At 68.5% G+C, this 14,881-nt stretch carries 15 protein-coding genes; 14 read left to right on the top strand and 1 reads right to left on the bottom strand.

The window, feature by feature from the left end:
• Window positions 1–32: 32 nt before the first annotated feature.
• Complete coding sequence (locus AC5FRZ_RS10590) at window positions 33–1,010, top strand: aldo/keto reductase (protein WP_493564548.1); 978 nt, start codon at window positions 33–35, stop codon at window positions 1,008–1,010.
• Between the two features lie 95 nt (window positions 1,011–1,105).
• Here AC5FRZ_RS10590 and AC5FRZ_RS10585 read toward each other — a convergent pair whose 3' ends face one another.
• Entirely contained in the window at window positions 1,106–1,366 is a 261-nt protein-coding gene (locus tag AC5FRZ_RS10585) for a DUF8145 family protein (protein WP_493564547.1), read from the bottom strand.
• Window positions 1,367–1,550: 184 nt separating this feature from the next.
• Between AC5FRZ_RS10585 and AC5FRZ_RS10580 the strand changes: the two genes are divergently transcribed.
• The 13 genes from AC5FRZ_RS10580 (at window position 1,551) to AC5FRZ_RS10520 (ending at window position 14,879) form a co-directional block, all read left to right on the top strand.
• Window positions 1,551–2,237, top strand: a complete 687-nt coding sequence (locus AC5FRZ_RS10580) for a YqjF family protein (RefSeq protein WP_493564546.1) — start codon at window positions 1,551–1,553, stop codon at window positions 2,235–2,237.
• 60 nt (window positions 2,238–2,297) lie between these two features.
• Window positions 2,298–2,987, top strand: coding sequence for a DUF2071 domain-containing protein (locus tag AC5FRZ_RS10575; RefSeq protein WP_493564545.1), 690 nt, complete (start codon window positions 2,298–2,300; stop codon window positions 2,985–2,987).
• Window positions 2,988–3,061: 74 nt separating this feature from the next.
• A complete protein-coding gene (locus AC5FRZ_RS10570) occupies window positions 3,062–3,787 on the top strand; it encodes an ABC transporter ATP-binding protein (protein WP_170094651.1) in 726 nt (241 codons plus the stop codon).
• Window positions 3,784–5,193, top strand: a complete 1,410-nt coding sequence (locus AC5FRZ_RS10565) for a hypothetical protein (RefSeq protein WP_493564544.1) — start codon at window positions 3,784–3,786, stop codon at window positions 5,191–5,193. The genes AC5FRZ_RS10570 and AC5FRZ_RS10565 overlap by 4 nt, the downstream gene beginning before the upstream one ends.
• Before the next feature lie 105 nt (window positions 5,194–5,298).
• Window positions 5,299–6,720, top strand: coding sequence for a response regulator (locus AC5FRZ_RS10560; RefSeq protein ID WP_346775257.1), 1,422 nt, complete (start codon window positions 5,299–5,301; stop codon window positions 6,718–6,720).
• Between the two features lie 39 nt (window positions 6,721–6,759).
• Entirely contained in the window at window positions 6,760–7,545 is a 786-nt protein-coding gene (locus AC5FRZ_RS10555; protein WP_493564543.1) for an HAD-IIA family hydrolase, read from the top strand.
• 108 nt (window positions 7,546–7,653) lie between these two features.
• Entirely contained in the window at window positions 7,654–8,241 is a 588-nt protein-coding gene (locus AC5FRZ_RS10550; RefSeq protein ID WP_170094644.1) for a DJ-1/PfpI family protein, read from the top strand.
• A gap of 105 nt (window positions 8,242–8,346) precedes the next feature.
• On the top strand, window positions 8,347–8,595 hold the full coding sequence (locus tag AC5FRZ_RS10545; RefSeq protein WP_153553756.1) for an MTH865 family protein: 249 nt from the start codon (window positions 8,347–8,349) through the stop codon (window positions 8,593–8,595).
• A gap of 145 nt (window positions 8,596–8,740) precedes the next feature.
• A complete protein-coding gene (locus AC5FRZ_RS10540) occupies window positions 8,741–8,917 on the top strand; it encodes a hypothetical protein (RefSeq protein WP_493564542.1) in 177 nt (58 codons plus the stop codon).
• Between the two features lie 77 nt (window positions 8,918–8,994).
• On the top strand, window positions 8,995–9,678 hold the full coding sequence (locus AC5FRZ_RS10535; protein WP_170094642.1) for a metal-dependent transcriptional regulator: 684 nt from the start codon (window positions 8,995–8,997) through the stop codon (window positions 9,676–9,678).
• Window positions 9,679–9,680: 2 nt separating this feature from the next.
• Entirely contained in the window at window positions 9,681–10,271 is a 591-nt protein-coding gene (locus tag AC5FRZ_RS10530; RefSeq protein WP_153553753.1) for an AsnC family transcriptional regulator, read from the top strand.
• 120 nt (window positions 10,272–10,391) lie between these two features.
• A complete protein-coding gene (locus AC5FRZ_RS10525; protein ID WP_493564541.1) occupies window positions 10,392–13,022 on the top strand; it encodes a heavy metal translocating P-type ATPase in 2,631 nt (876 codons plus the stop codon).
• 108 nt (window positions 13,023–13,130) lie between these two features.
• Window positions 13,131–14,879, top strand: a complete 1,749-nt coding sequence (locus tag AC5FRZ_RS10520) for an ABC1 kinase family protein (RefSeq protein WP_493564540.1) — start codon at window positions 13,131–13,133, stop codon at window positions 14,877–14,879.
• Window positions 14,880–14,881 lie beyond the last annotated feature (2 nt).

The following is a 14,881-nucleotide window of genomic DNA, read 5'->3' as shown; positions in this document are numbered from 1 at the left end:
ACTTTTTTCTGGCACCGTCTGCTGGCTCGGGTATGGAGTACACGACGCTGGGTTCGACCGGGATCGAGGTCTCGAAGATCTGTCTGGGGTGTATGAGCTTCGGCACCTCCGAGTGGCGCGACTGGGTCCTCGACGAGTCCGAGAGCCGGGCGGTCATCGACCGCGCGATCGACCTGGGGATCAACTTCTTCGATACGGCCAACATGTACTCGGCGGGCGAGTCCGAGCGCGTCCTCGGTGAGGCGCTGTCGGCGTACGACCGCGACGAACAGGTCGTCGCCACGAAGGGGTTCTTCCAGATGGACGAGGACGACCCCAACTCTGGCGGCCTCTCACGGAAGGCCATCGAACAGGAGCTGTCGGCCTCGCTTGATCGGCTGGGGATGGACACCGTCGACCTCTACCAGACCCACCGCTGGGACGACGACACGCCCATCGAGACGACGCTGCGGACGCTGGACGACGCCGTCCGCCGCGGCCAGATCCGCCACGCCGGTGCCTCCTCGATGTGGACCTACCAGTTCGCCGAGGCCCTGCGGACCAGCGAGCGCGAGGACCTGACCCGCTTCGAGACGATGCAGAACCACTACAACCTTCTCTATCGCGAGGAGGAACGCGAGATGCTGCCGTTCTGCCAGCAGGAGGACGTCGCCGTCATCCCGTGGAGCCCGCTCGCCCGCGGCTACCTCACGCGCCCCCACGAGGAGTTCGACGCCACGACGCGGGGCCAGACCGACGACTACGCGCGAGAACACCCCTACTTCGAGGGCGGCGGCCGCGAGATCAACGAGCGCGTTCAGGAACTGGCCGAGGAGAAGGACGCGACGATGGCCCAGATCGCGCTCTCGTGGCTCCTGCACAAGGACGCCGTGGACGCCCCCATCGTCGGGACGACGACGATCGAGCACCTCGAACAGGCCGTCGCGGCGCTCGACATCTCGCTGGCCGACAGCGACATCGAGTGGCTGGAAGCGCCCTACGAGCCGGTGCCGGTTTCGGGCCACGAGTAGCGAGCCCCGCTGCTCGCTTCGCTCACAGCGGGCCTCGGAGGGGCGAGCGGGAGTCGAAACGACACGTATTACGCAGTTTTACAGCGCAAACAGAGTCAGGGAACCCGTCCACCGGGGGTCCCGCGTCCGCTCGACGGGGTCGTGCCGGCCTGTTCGTGGGTGTGGTGGTAGAACCGCAACTGCGGGCCGCCGTCGTCGACCGGTTCGAAGCAGACCCGTCGGAAGCGCTCGTTCTCGGTCAGGTTCACCGCGACGCCCTCCTCGTGGACCGAGACGGAGTCGTAAGCGGTCTCACAGATCGGACAGCGCTCCGGTGGCTCACCGACGCTCGTCTCGTCTGTCTCGTCGCCGCTCATCGCTGGCTCCCCGCCCTCTCGGCATTGTGCCTGTGGGGCCTCCCAGTGGGGTTGCCGAACTTCGCCACACGCCATCGGGCGGTGTCGCTCTGTCTGACTGCACACGTCATGTCCGCCACTGGGAAGAGGAGGCCCAAAGTTCCCCGGGCGACACCCCTTATTGCCCGCGCGCCTAACGTCGAGTATGCGCCCTCTGCTCTCGATGGAGTGGCGAAACGTCCTGTTCGCCCACTGGCCGGTCCCGGTCGAGACGGTCGCCCGGTCGCTGCCCGAGGGGCTCTCCGTCGACACCTTCGACGGGTCCGCGTGGCTCGGCGTCGTCCCCTTCCGGATGGCGGACATCCGGCCGCGGGGCTCTCCGATCGGACGCTCGTTCTACGAGCTGAACCTCCGGACGTACGTCACGCTGGACGGCCAGCCCGGCGTGTACTTCTACAACCTCGACGCCGACGACCGGCTCGGCGTCGCGGTGGCTCGCCGGCTGTTCCGGCTGCCCTACTACCGAGCGCGGATGACCGCTCATCGTGACGGCTCGCGGACGCGCCTCCAGAGCGTGCGCACCCATCCCGACGCCCCGGACGTTCGATTTCGGGCCAGCTTCGAGCCCACCGGCCTGCCCGAGCCCGCACGCGACGACTCGCTGGCCGCGTTCCTCACCGAGCGGTATCGGTTCTACGTGGCCGACGACCGCGGTCGGATCTACTTCGCCGACATCGACCACCCGCCGTGGGACCTCCAACCGGCGACGGTCACGTTCGACCGCAACGACCTGTTCGCCGCCAGCGGCTTCGATACGCCCGACTCCGAGCGGGTCGTCCACTTCAGCCCCGGGCTCGACGTGACCGCGGGCCGACTCCACCGACACGGCTGATCGGCCGCGGCGCTCCTCGCCGCCGGGTCACTCAAGCCACTCGCGCTCCTACGGAGCGATATGTCTGGGCCGCTGCGTCCCCTCTCGATCACGCTCTCGGACGTGTGTTTCCTCCACTGGCCGGTCGCGCCTGCCGCGGCTCGGGCCGTAGGCCCCGGCTGGGCCGAACCGGACACGATGGACGGCACGGCGTGGGTGTCCGCGCTGTCGTTCGCGATCGATCGCTTCGACGCCTTCGGCGTCCCCGTTCGCGAGCACGTCGAGAGCGTCGCCGTCCGCACGTACGTGCAGACGCCGTCCGGCGACCGTGCGGTCGCCTTTCTCTCGCTGGACGTGACCGACCGTCTCGTCGCCGACGCCCTCCGAACGCTCTTTCACCTGCCGGCGTCCCACGCCGACGTACGACGACGCCGCCAGGGCGGCCGCACGGAGGTCGTCTCGCGGCGGCGAGACGGCGCGAACGCGCGACTGGGCGTCACGTTCGAGCCGACCGGGACGCCGACGACGACGGCACCCGACACCCTCGCTGCCTTCCTGCTCGACCGCGAGCGCTACGTGACGAGCGGGCCGCTGGAGACGCGGCTCGTCGGGTCGGTGGGACACCCGCCGTGGACGGTCCAGCCCGCCGACGCGACCGTGACGGAGACGACGCTGCTGGACGCGGCGGGGGTCGACGCCCTCGACGGCGAACCGCTGGCCCACTACAGTTCCGGCGTCGAGATGGGCGTTGGCGTGCTGGAACCGCTGTAGCGACCGACCGCTCGTCGCCGAACGGGCGAGTGGTCGACCCAACAGCTAAGCCGAGCCGTCTACTGGATAGCCCCATGCCGGCGATCGAAACGACGGGGCTCACGAAGGAGTACGGCGACCTCGACGCGCTGTCGGGACTGTCGCTGACGGTCGGGGAGGGCGAACTGTTCGCGCTGCTCGGCCCGAACGGATCGGGCAAGACCACGACGATCGAGATACTGACCGGCCAGCGGACGCCCACGTCGGGCACGGCGACCGTGCTGGGCCACGATCCCGTCGCCGAGCCGATGGCGGTCCGTCGGGCGATCGGGACGCTGCCCGAGCGGGAGGACCCGCCGAGCTTCCTCACGCCGCGGGAGTTCCTCGAATTCGTCTGCGAGGTCCGGGAGCTGTCCGATCCGGACGCACACGTCGAGCGGTGGGCCGAGCGACTGTCGTTCGCCGAGACGCTCGACACCCTGTCGACGAACCTCTCGGAGGGCCAGCGTCAGCGCGTGATGCTCGCCGCCGCCTTCGTCCACGAGCCGGAACTGGTCTTCATCGACGAGCCGCTGGTCAACCTCGACCCGATCATGCAAGAACAGGTCAAGCGCCACCTCGCCGACTACTGCGCCGAGGGCAACACGATCTTCCTCTCGACGCACTTCGTCGAGGTGGCCCAGGAGCTGTGTACCAGCGTCGGCATCGTCTCGGACGGCCGGCTGGTCGCGACCTGCGATCCCCGCGAGCTTGACGACGGCGAGCTGCTGGACGTGTTCGTCGCGGAGGTCGACGCCGAGCGCGAGGCGGTCGTCGGATGACGGCGTCCAACCAGACGTTGCTGTCGTGGATGGTCCGGGAAGAGTGGCGGCTCCACAGCGAGCTGTTCGGCGGTCGTCGGTTCGCGGGGTTCCCGCTGGCGATCGGCGCACTCACGGCACTTGGAACCGCGCTGCTGGCGGCCACCGGGACCCAGCCCGCGGCCGTCCTCGCCGGGCTGCACGCGCTGGTAGCGCTGTTCGGTCTCCAGGTCGGGACGATCGGTCTCGTCGGCCGGGACGCCCTGCGGGACGTGCTGGGCGACGTGACGCTGTTGCTCTTCTCCGCGCGGACGCTCCCGCTGTCGATGAAACGGCTCCTCGGTCTCTTCCTCGTGAAGGAGGTCCTCTACTACTCGGGGCTGTTCGTCACCCCCGTGCTGGCGGGCTTCGGCGTGGTCGCCGTCGGCCGCGGGATGGCTCCCGCGACGGTCGCGCTCGCCTGGCTGACGGTGACGCTGGCGTTCGCGCTCGGCGCGACGGCCAGTCTCGCACTCGCGGCGCTGGCCGCGCGGAACGCGCTCGCGGTCGGCGTCGCGCTGGCCGCTGGCGTGGTCGCGGTCGTCGCCACCGGCACCGACCCCGTTGCGCTGACGCCGTACCGGCTGTTTACCGATCCGTCCGTGGCGGCCGTCGTCACCGCGGTGGTCCCGCCGCTCGCTCTGGGCGGCCTCGGGATCGCGCTGTTCGAGCCGACCGAAGACGACGGCGACGACGGCCGCCACCGCCGGCTGGACCGCCTGCTGGTCGCCGTCGCGCCCGACGGACTGACGCGCCGTCCGCTGCTCGCCGTCGCGCGCTCGGCGGGCTCGGTCTGGAAGGTCCTGTTCTCGATGGGCGTCCTCTTCGGCGTCACGGCGCTGGTGCTCCGGCAGGTGACGGCCGCGACGGGTATCGAGCCGGGGGTCGGCATCGCCTTCGGCACGCTGCTGGGTCTGGGCGGGTTCACGACCTACAGCTGGGTGACCCAGTTCGGGGACCCACGCGAGTACCTCCGGTACCCCGTCAGCTACGACGCGGTGTTTCGCGGCGCGTTGCGGGCGTACCTCCTGCTGTCGGTCGGGGCGTCGCTGCTCTATCTCGCGGTCGCGCTGCTGTGGTACCCTCTGGCCGAGGTCGCGCTGGGTGCCGTCGTTCAGCCGCTGGTCGCGCTGTACGTCTTCGGCGTGACTGCGGCGGTGACCGGGCTCTCGCCAAACGAGTTGCTGTTCGACACGCCGCGGTTCGCGCTGTTCGGTGCCGCCCTCGCCGTGCTGGCGACGCCGCTCGTGGTCGCCGCGCTGGCGGTGCGCGTCGACCCACTCCTCGTGCGGGTCGTCGCCGTGGTGATCGCACTCGTCGGCGCGGTCGTGGGCCTGGTGCTGACGAGACGCGCCGGGCCGCGGTGGACGAGCGTCTTCCGCGAGTGAGACTGTCGTCGCGGCGTGCCAGCAGACACCGTGGCGACACGACTGCATCGAGTATCTATAAGTGTCCGTTCACGCAATACCACGATAATCGAACTGGTGTCCCACGTGACAACGCCAAGCAGCGGTCGAGAACAACTCAGTGTCCTCGTCGTCGACGACAGCGAATTCTTCGCGGAGATGACCGCCGAGACGCTGGCCGAGGACCACGACTTCGGCACGCACGCGGCGAGCGACCCGAAAGCGGCTCTCGACTACTTCTCTGACAACGACGTGGACTGTATCGTGAGCGACTACGAGATGCCCGGCATGGACGGCCTGGAGTTCCTCGATGCGGTCCGGGAACGCGAGCCCGACGTCCCCTTTATTCTCCTCACCGGACGCGGGGACGAGGAGGTCGCCAGCGAGGCCATCGCCGCGGGCGTCACCGACTACCTGCTGAAGCTCGAAGTCGTCGAAGACAAGCAGTACGGACGCCTGGCAAACCGGATCAGAAACGTCGTCTCGAAGCGCCGCACCCAGGCCAAGTACGAGCTGCTGGTCGACACCTCCCCGGACCTGATCGCACAGGTCGCCGAGGACGGGACGATCCTCGCAGCCAACCCGGCGATGGCCGAGTTCACCGACATCAGCCGAGAGGAACTCGTCGGCCAGACGCTGGCTGCGGTCCTCGGGGCGGTCGGCGAGGATCGGACCGCGGTCGGCCAGTCCGTCATCGAGGACGGCGATCCGACCCACGCGGAAGACCAGATCGACGGCCGTTCGTTTCACAACATCTACGTCCCCATCGACGTACACAGCCACCGGCCGTCGTTCCAGCTGGTCTCTCGGGACATCACGGAGCGCGTCGAGCGCGAACGGGAGCTCAAGCGCCAGAACGAGCGCCTCGAAGAGTTCGCCAGCGTCGTCAGCCACGACATGCGGAATCCGCTCAACGTGGCCCAGTCCGCACTCCAGCTGTTAGAGGAAGACAGGGGCGACGACGCCGAGCTTCAGGCGAGACTGACGCGCTCGCTCGACCGGATGGAGTCGCTGATCGACGACGTGCTGACACTCGCTCGCGAGGGCGAGACCGTCGACGACCCCAGCGTCGTCGACCTGGGCACGATCGCCCGCGAGAGCTGGATGGTGACCGACAGCGGCGAGGCGGAACTGGTGGTCGACTCCACGGCCCGGATTCAGGCCGACGACGGCCGTCTCGGGAGCATCTTCTCGAACCTCTACGGGAACGCCGTCGACCACGGCTGTCCTCCGTCGGACGCCGAGGACGCCGAGGACGCCGATCCGGTGACCGTCACCGTCAGCGTGACCGACGACGGGTTCGTCGTCGCCGACGACGGCTGTGGTATGAACCTCTCGACGGACGAGGACCCCTTCGAGATGGGATACTCGACCGACACCGAGGGGACCGGCATGGGACTGACCATCGTCGAGCGCGTGGCCGAGGCCCACGGCTGGTCGGTCGAGCTGGGCGAGAGCGAGGACGGCGGCCTGGCCGTCGAGATCAGCGGCGTCACCTTCGTCGACTGACCGGTCGGCCTTTGGCGATCCAGTCCGTAGCGCAACTCGATGAGCCGCGGCGTGATCGTCGATCTCGACGGAACGGTGTATCACGGCGACGACCTCGTCCCGGGGGCCGCGACGGCCGTCGACTCCCTCAGGGCCGCCAGCGAGTCGCTCCTCTTCTTCTCGAACAACCCGACCCGAAGCGGTGCGGCCTACGTCGACCGGCTCGCCGACCTCGGTGTGACAGTCCGTCCGGGCGAGGCCTGTTCGGCGGCCGACGTGACCGCCGAGTACCTCCGGGCCCGCCACGCCGACGACGACGTGTTTCTCGTCGGCACGGACAGCATCGCGGAGATTCTCGACACCGAGGGGGTGGCGCTCACCGACGAGCCCGAGCGAGCCGACGTGTTGCTCGCGGGGTGGAGTCCCGACTTCCACTACGACGACATGGTCGACGCACTCCGGGCCTACGACGAGACCGTGCCCTTTCTCGGAACGGATCCGGACCGCACGTTCCCCGGTGAGAACGGTCTGCCGACGCCGGGATCGGGAGCTATCGTCAACGCGGTCGCCGGTGTCCTCGAAGCGGAACCCGATCTGATTCTGGGCAAGCCGTCGCGACGGGCGACACGGGCGGCACTCGACAGGCTGGGCGTTCCGGCGTCGGACTGTCTCGTGATCGGGGATCGTCTCTCGACGGACATCGCGATGGGCGAACGGGCCGGCATGGAGACCGCGCTGGTGCTCTCGGGTGTCACGACGCGGGCGGATCTCGCCGACAGCGACGTGGCACCCGACCACGTCCTCGACTCGATCGCCGAGATCGACACCGTTCTCTCCGACCGCTGAACTCTCCTCTTGTCGATTGCCTGACGAGGATCTGTCAGTTCACCATCTGATTTATTGTCGCCGGCTGTGTCACTCTCTAACGCGCTCTCGGCGAGCGCGGTGTTTCCAATGAGTGACATCCTCATGATCGTCGGCGACTTCGGCGAAGACTACGAGATAATGGTTCCCTTCCAGGCGCTGCAGATGGTCGGCCACGAGGTCGACGCGGTCTGTCCGGAGAAGGAGGCCGGCGAGACGATCAAGACGGCCGTCCACGACTTCCGGGGCGACCAGACCTACATGGAGAGCCGCGGGCACAACTTCGAGCTGAACGCGACGCTGGCCGACGTGACGCCCAGCGACTACGACGCGCTGGTCGTGCCGGGCGGACGCGCGCCGGAGTATCTCCGGACCCACGAGCCGGTGCTCGACGCCGTGCGGCACTTCTTCGAAGCGGACAAGCCCGTCGCCTCGCTGTGTCACGGCCCCCAGATCCTGGCGGCTGCCGGCGTCCTCGACGGGTACGAGATGACGTCTTTCCCCGCCGTCCGGGCGGAGTGTGAGGCGGCCGGGTGCTCGTGGGTCGACGAGGTCGTCACCGACGACAACCTCGTCACCGGCCAGGCCTGGCCGGACCACGACGAGTGGCTCGCACAGTTCCTCGATCTGCTGGGGACCGACATCAGTCACGGCGAACCGGTCGCGGCGGACGACTGACGGTCCGTCCGCGGTGACCCGGCGGTCCCCCAGAATAAACTCTAAACAATGTGACTGTGTGGTGTGGTCGAATGCTTTTTTAGACCGGTCGACAAACGGGATGACATGGCAGACAAAGACGACCTCAGAGAGCAGTTCACCGAAGCGTTCGAGGAAGCCGACTACCCGATCTCCAGTCCGATGGACCTCGTCCCGGCCCTGCCCAACGGGCCGTCGACGAAGTTCGAGTCCGGCGACTTCTCGATGACGGCCATGGAGCTCAACACCAAGCTCGGCGGGGACTTCCCCTACGACAGCGTCGACGAGTTCGTCGACAGCGTGATGGAACAGCTCGACGACCAGGACCTGCTGTAGGTCGTTCCCGTCGCTGATTTTGTCGTCCAGCCGGACGGAGAGCCGCCGGCTCGTCGCGCAGACGGTTCGGTCGTCTGGACACAGACTGTGAGCGACAGCTGGGTCGGATGCTGGCACTTATGCCGGCGGTGACCCTAGCCAGCACATGGTCGTCGCGACAGCCGTCGACACGTTCGGTCCGTTCCTGATCCCGGCGACGCTGTTCGTCGTCGGCGTGGCCGGCTACGCGGTGCTGTGGATCCTGACCGGTCAGCAGCGAAAGTGGGCCGCCGACGACGACGGCGTCCGGAGTCAGGACGGCTCGGAGCCGCCCGAGCGCTGAGCGCGAGCGGTCGAACGGCGCGGCCGAACCCTCGGCAACGATACTTATTTCCTTGCGATGGCCCTACCCGAGAGTGAATGTTGAGCGCGAAGATGGAGGACTACCTGAAGGCCCTCTACCAGCTCCAGCGTGACGAGGACGGTCCGGTCTCGACCTCGTCGCTGGCCGACGCACTCGACGTGACGCCGCCGACGGCATCGAGCATGCTCGATACGCTCGCCGACGCCGGCTTCGTCGAGCGCGAGAAGTACAAGGGAGCGCACCTCTCACCGGAGGGCGAGACCGTCGCGCTCGAAGTCGTCCGCCACCACCGGCTGCTGGAGACGTACCTCACCGAACACCTGGGGTACGACTGGTCGGAGGTCCACGACGAGGCCGACCGGCTCGAACACCACATCAGCGAGGAGTTCGAGCGCCGCGTTGCGGCCGCGCTGGGCGACCCCGAGGTCGATCCCCACGGCGACCCGATTCCCAGCGAGACCCTGGAGCCCCTCGACGAGGAGTTCGGCGAGACGCTGGGCGAACACGAGACCGGCGACGAGGTCGTCGTCGAGCGGATCAGCGACCGGGACCCCGACGAGTTGGCGTACCTCTCCGAGCGGGGCATCGCCCCAGAGAGCCGCCTGGAAGTCGTCGACGTGGCTCCGATCGGGATGGTCACCGTCGCCATCGACGGCCGCGAGGTGTCGCTGCCCGACCGCGTCGCAGAACTGATACACGTTCGGCCCGTTGCTACAGAAGAGAACACGGGCACTGCCTGACCATGGACACGCTCGACGACACGGATCGCCAGATCCTCGAACTGCTGTTAGAAGACGCCCGCCGGCCCTACAGCGAGATCGGCGACGCGGTCGATCTGTCCGGGCCCGCGGTGTCGGACCGGATCGAACGGCTACAGGAGCGCGGGCTGTTGCGACGGTTCACGGTGGAACTCGACCGCCAGATGCTCCGAGAGGGCGTCTCCGTCCTCGTGGAACTGACCGTCGATCCGGACATCGCCGCCGACGTGGCGACGCGGCTGGGTACCGTCGACGCCGTCGAACACGTGCTTCGGACCGTCGACGCGCGACTCCTCTTTACCGCGACGGTTCCCGAGGCCGACGTAACGTCGCTGCTCGAAGAGTGGGACCTCCTCCAGTACGTCCACGAATTCGACGTGCGTGTCCTCGCCGACACCGTCTGGTCGCCCAGCGTCGGCTCTGCCGAACTGGCTCCGACCTGTGTCGAGTGTGGCAACACCGTCGACGACGAGGGGACGAGCCGCGTCCTCGACGGGACGGAGTACTACTTCTGCTGTGAGTCCTGTGAGTCTCGGTTCGTCGAGACGTACGATCAGCTCCGAGACGGGATGTGATCGGTTTGGATGTGATCGTTCCGGGCCACGATCCCCTTCGATTCGAAATTCTGGCTTGCTAGAGACATTGGTTTCGAAGGGGCAAACCGCATGAAACAGGAGCCCGTATCGATACACGAGATGAGTCCCAGGACGACCCGTCTGTCGGTGACGGGTATGAGCTGTGCGAACTGTGCAGCCACGATCGAGGACGCCCTCGCTGCCCTCGATGGAGTCGCGTCGGCCGACGTCAACGCGGCCACCGACGAGGCGCGCGTCGAGTACGACCCCGAAGTCACGTCGCTGTCGGCGATCTACGACGCCGTCGAGTCGGCCGGCTACGGTGCCGTCGACGAGACGGTCTCGGTCGGCATCACGGACATGTCGTGTGCCAACTGTGCCGAGGCCAACGCGGAGTCGCTACTGGCGACGCCCGGCGTCGTCGCGGCCGACGTGAACTACGCCACCGACGAGGCACAGGTCCGGTACAACCCGGCCGAGGCGGACCGGTCGGACCTCTACGACGCGATCGAGTCGGCGGGCTACACGCCGGTCCGGGACGACGGAGACGGCGGAGACGGCGGAGACGACCGCGACCAGCGCGACCTCGCGCGGCAGGAGGAGATCCGACGCCAACTTCGCCTCACGCTCTTTGGCGGCGCGCTCTCGGTCCCGCTGTTGGTGATGCTGGTCGATCACGTCCTCGGGCTGGGACTGCTCGGCGGTTCGCTGGCTGGCATCGACGTGGGCTGGTTCGCCTTCGCGCTCGCGACGCCGGTCCAGATCGCGCTCGGGAAGCCCTTCTACGTCAACTCCTACCGCGCGCTGGTGCGCAACGGTCGAGCGAACATGGACGTGCTGATCGCGCTTGGCTCGTCGACGGCGTACGTCTACAGCGTCGCGGCCCTGATCGGGCTGATCCCCGGTGCGGGGCTGTACTTCGACACGGCCGCGCTGATCCTCGTGTTCATCACGCTGGGCAACTACCTCGAAGCCCGCTCGAAGGGCCAGGCCGGCGAGGCGATCCGGTCGCTGCTGGAGATGGAGGCCGAGACCGCCACGGTCGTCCACGAAGACGGCCGTGAGGAGGAGGTCCCGCTGGAAGCGGTCGCGGTCGGCGACCGACTGAAGGTCCGGCCCGGCGAGAAGGTCCCGACCGACGGCGTCGTCGTCGACGGCGAATCCGCGGTCGACGAGTCGATGGTCACCGGCGAGTCCGTCCCGGTCGAGAAAGCCGAGGGCGACGAGGTGATCGGATCGACGATCAACGAGAACGGCGCGCTCGTCGTCGAGGCGACGAAGGTCGGCGAGGAGACGGCGATCCAGCAGATCGTCGCTCGCGTCCGCGACGCCCAGTCGCGTCAGCCAGACATCCAGCGGATCGCCGACCGCATCTCGGCGTACTTCGTCCCGGCGGTCATCGCCAACGCCCTGCTGTGGGGCGTCCTGTGGTGGCAGTTCCCCGCCGTCCTGGGCGGGTTCGTCGACGCGCTGCCCCTGTGGGGGCTGCTGGGTGGCGGCCCCGAGGCCGTGGGTGGTCCGATCGGCGTCACCGAGTTCGCGATCGTCGTGTTCGCCAGCGCCGTCCTGATCGCCTGTCCCTGTGCGCTGGGCCTGGCGACGCCGGCCGCGACGATGGTCGGCACCGCCATCGGTGCCCAACACGGCGTCCTCTTCGAGGGCGGCGACATCCTCGAACGGGTCCGCGACGTCGACGCCGTGGTCTTCGACAAGACGGGGACGCTCACCGAGGGCGAGATGGAACTGACCGACGTCGTGGCGCTCGACCCGGCCGCGCCCGACGGTGGCGTCCAGCGCGAGGCGCGCGACGAGCCGACGGCCTTCGACGAGGACGACGTGCTCGCGCTGGCCGCCAGCGCCGAGCAGGAGAGCGAGCACCCGCTGGCCGAGGCGATCGTCGAGGGTGCACGCGAGCGCGGCCTCGACATCGAGTCGCCCGAGTCCTTCGAGAACGTCCCCGGCAAGGGGGTGCGAGCGACGATCGATCGCGGGGAGGTGTTCGTCGGGAGCCCCCGACTGCTGGACGCCAACGGCATCGACCCGACCCCCGCCGACTCGGACCGCGAGCGACTCGAATCGGAGGGGAAGACGGCGATGCTCGTCGGATTCCGTCCCCGCGACGCGGACGGCGAAATCGACGAGCGGGCCGGCCGCGTGGTCGGTGTCGTCGCCGACGCGGACACGATCAAACCCTCCGCGAGCGACGCCGTCGCCGACCTGCGAGACCGCGATCTCGACGTGTGGCTGATCACCGGTGACAACGAGCGGACGGCTCGCGCGGTCGCCCGTGAAGTCGGGATCGACCCGGACAACGTCATGGCCGAGGTGCTTCCCGAAGACAAGGCCGACGCCGTCGACGAGATCCAGGCCGACGGGCGCGAGGCGATGATGGTCGGCGACGGCGTCAACGACGCCCCGGCGCTGGCGACCGCGGCCGTCGGCTGTGCGATCGGTTCGGGCACCGACGTGGCGATCGAAGCGGCCGACGTGACGCTGATGCGAGACGACCCGGCGGACGTGCTGAAGGCGATCCGCGTCTCGGAAGCGACGCTACAGAAGATCAAGCAGAACCTCGTCTGGGCGCTGGGGTACAACACGCTGATGATCCCGCTGGCGTCGCTGGGCCTGCTCCAGCCGGTGCTCGCTGCCGGTGCCATGGCGCTGTCCAGCGTCTCCGTGCTGACCAACAGCCTGCTGTTCCGGGGGTACACGCCCGACACCGACTACCAGCTGTTGGGCCGACTGCGCTGAGCGCGGTCCGCGTACCGTCACAGCTTCGCTCGCGGTAGGCAGCGGTGGCACGCTCGTCGCCGGGTCCAACACACTCAAACCCACGGCGACCCGAGACGCTCCTATACTGTGGCCCAGACGGACACCGTCGAGCGGAGCGACGACCAGCGAACCGGTAGCGAGACCGTGCGCCGGCCGACCGGACTGGGCGTGCAGCTGCGAGCGCTCTGGCGCGCGGTCGTCATCTCCTGGCAGTTCGTCCCGTTCGCGATCACCCTCCTGCGTGATCGCCGCCGATACCTCCTCTTCGGTCGGTCGCGCGAAGTGACCAGCGCCCAGCAGGCCCGGCGCGCGCGGGCTCTGAAAGCGACGTTCGTCGACCTCGGCCCCGCGTTCGTCAAGATCGGGCAGATGCTCTCGACGCGGCCCGACGCGCTGCCGGCGGCCTACGTCGACGTGCTCGCTGAGCTTCAGGACCAGGTCCCGCCGGCCCCCTGGGCGGAGATCGAGCCGGTGATCGAGCGGGAACTGGGACCGATCGATTCGGTGTTCGAGACGTTCGACACCGAGCCGATCAGCGGCGCGAGCCTCGGACAGGTGTACGTCGGCGAGGTCGACGGGGACCGGGTCGCGGTGAAAGTCCTCCGGCCGAACGTCCGTCGTCGCGTCGAGTCGGACCTCCGAGTCGTGGCGACGCTGACGCCGGTCCTGCGCTGGGCGTCGCCGCCGGGCCAGGCGTTCACGCTCGGGAACCTCGCCGAGGAGTTCACCGTGACCATCCGCGAGGAGATGGACTACGCCCACGAGGCCCGCCGGCTCGACACCGTCCGCCAGAACTTCGCCGCGGTCGACGACGTGTGTATCCCCGACTCGCTGCCAGAGTACTCGACCGACCGCGTCCTCACGATGCGCTACGTCGAGGGGACGAAGATCGACGACGTGGCCGCGATCGACGAGCTGGGGGTCGACCGCGAGCGCATCGTCACGCGCCTGACCGAGATCTACATCAAGATGATCGTCGAGGACGGCGTCTTCCACGCCGACCCCCACCCCGGCAACCTCGCCGTACAGGACGACGGCACGATCGTCTTCTACGACTTCGGGATGACCGGCCAGCTCGGGCCGGAGACTCGCGCTCACCTCGTCGACTTCTACGTCGGCATCGCGACCGACGACATCGATCAGGTGATCGACTCGTTCGTCGCCATGGAGGCGCTGGACCCGACGGCCGACCGCCAGATGGTGCGCGAACTGTTCGAGATCGCCTTCGAGCAGTTCCGTGGGGCCGATCTGGACGAGTTCGACGTCGAGGGGATCATCGCCGAGTTCGAGGGCGCGATGTACGAGTTCCCGATGCGGATCCCGCAGGATCTGGCCCACGTCGTCCGCGTGACGACGGTTCTGGACGGCGTGACCCGGACACTCGCCCCCGAGTTCGACTTCATCGAAGTCGTCACGGACTACGTCCTCGAACGGGGGATGGCGAGTGGCGGCGAGGAGATCCGCGAGCGCGTGACCGACCAGCTGCGGGCCAGCGCACGGGCGACCGTCGCGGTCCCGCCCCGACTCGACGACGCCCTGGCGAAGGTCGAGCGGGGCGAGCTAGCGCTGTCGACGGTGATCGAGGACGACCGCGGTGCCTTCCGCAGGATGGCACGGCGGCTCGTCTACGGGCTCTGTGTCAGCGTCGGCCTCCTCGCGATCGCCGGGCTCTACGCGATGGGGGCGCTGCGGGCCCTCGTCGCCGTAAGCGGGCTGACGGCGCTGTTCGCTCTCGCGCTCGTCTGGTCGTTTCGCGGTCGGCGCGGTCCCGGCCTGGGCGCGTCGCCGCAGTTCACCCGCCAGGAGATGCGCCGCCGACAGAGCGGCGAGGAGTAGCG

This window comes from Halomicrobium sp. HArcht1-1 (genome assembly GCF_058933285.1).
The sequence above is the reverse complement of the archived record's forward strand: the minus strand, read 5'-3'. Positions and strand labels throughout refer to the sequence as shown.

What these genes read in the sequence shown, in the direction of transcription:
- AC5FRZ_RS10540 (WP_493564542.1), top strand. Translation starts at nt 8,741, where the DNA reads ATGGTCGTCGCGACAGCCGTCGACACGTTCGGTCCGTTCCTGATCCCG.
- AC5FRZ_RS10545 (WP_153553756.1), top strand. Translation starts at nt 8,347, where the DNA reads ATGGCAGACAAAGACGACCTCAGAGAGCAGTTCACCGAAGCGTTCGAG.
- AC5FRZ_RS10575 (WP_493564545.1), top strand. Translation starts at nt 2,298, where the DNA reads ATGTCTGGGCCGCTGCGTCCCCTCTCGATCACGCTCTCGGACGTGTGT.
- AC5FRZ_RS10535 (WP_170094642.1), top strand. Translation starts at nt 8,995, where the DNA reads ATGTTGAGCGCGAAGATGGAGGACTACCTGAAGGCCCTCTACCAGCTC.
- AC5FRZ_RS10570 (WP_170094651.1), top strand. Translation starts at nt 3,062, where the DNA reads ATGCCGGCGATCGAAACGACGGGGCTCACGAAGGAGTACGGCGACCTC.
- AC5FRZ_RS10550 (WP_170094644.1), top strand. Translation starts at nt 7,654, where the DNA reads ATGAGTGACATCCTCATGATCGTCGGCGACTTCGGCGAAGACTACGAG.
- AC5FRZ_RS10530 (WP_153553753.1), top strand. Translation starts at nt 9,681, where the DNA reads ATGGACACGCTCGACGACACGGATCGCCAGATCCTCGAACTGCTGTTA.
- AC5FRZ_RS10580 (WP_493564546.1), top strand. Translation starts at nt 1,551, where the DNA reads ATGCGCCCTCTGCTCTCGATGGAGTGGCGAAACGTCCTGTTCGCCCAC.
- AC5FRZ_RS10555 (WP_493564543.1), top strand. Translation starts at nt 6,760, where the DNA reads ATGAGCCGCGGCGTGATCGTCGATCTCGACGGAACGGTGTATCACGGC.
- AC5FRZ_RS10585 (WP_493564547.1), bottom strand. Translation starts at nt 1,366, where the DNA reads ATGAGCGGCGACGAGACAGACGAGACGAGCGTCGGTGAGCCACCGGAG.
- AC5FRZ_RS10590 (WP_493564548.1), top strand. Translation starts at nt 33, where the DNA reads ATGGAGTACACGACGCTGGGTTCGACCGGGATCGAGGTCTCGAAGATC.
- AC5FRZ_RS10525 (WP_493564541.1), top strand. Translation starts at nt 10,392, where the DNA reads ATGAGTCCCAGGACGACCCGTCTGTCGGTGACGGGTATGAGCTGTGCG.
- AC5FRZ_RS10565 (WP_493564544.1), top strand. Translation starts at nt 3,784, where the DNA reads ATGACGGCGTCCAACCAGACGTTGCTGTCGTGGATGGTCCGGGAAGAG.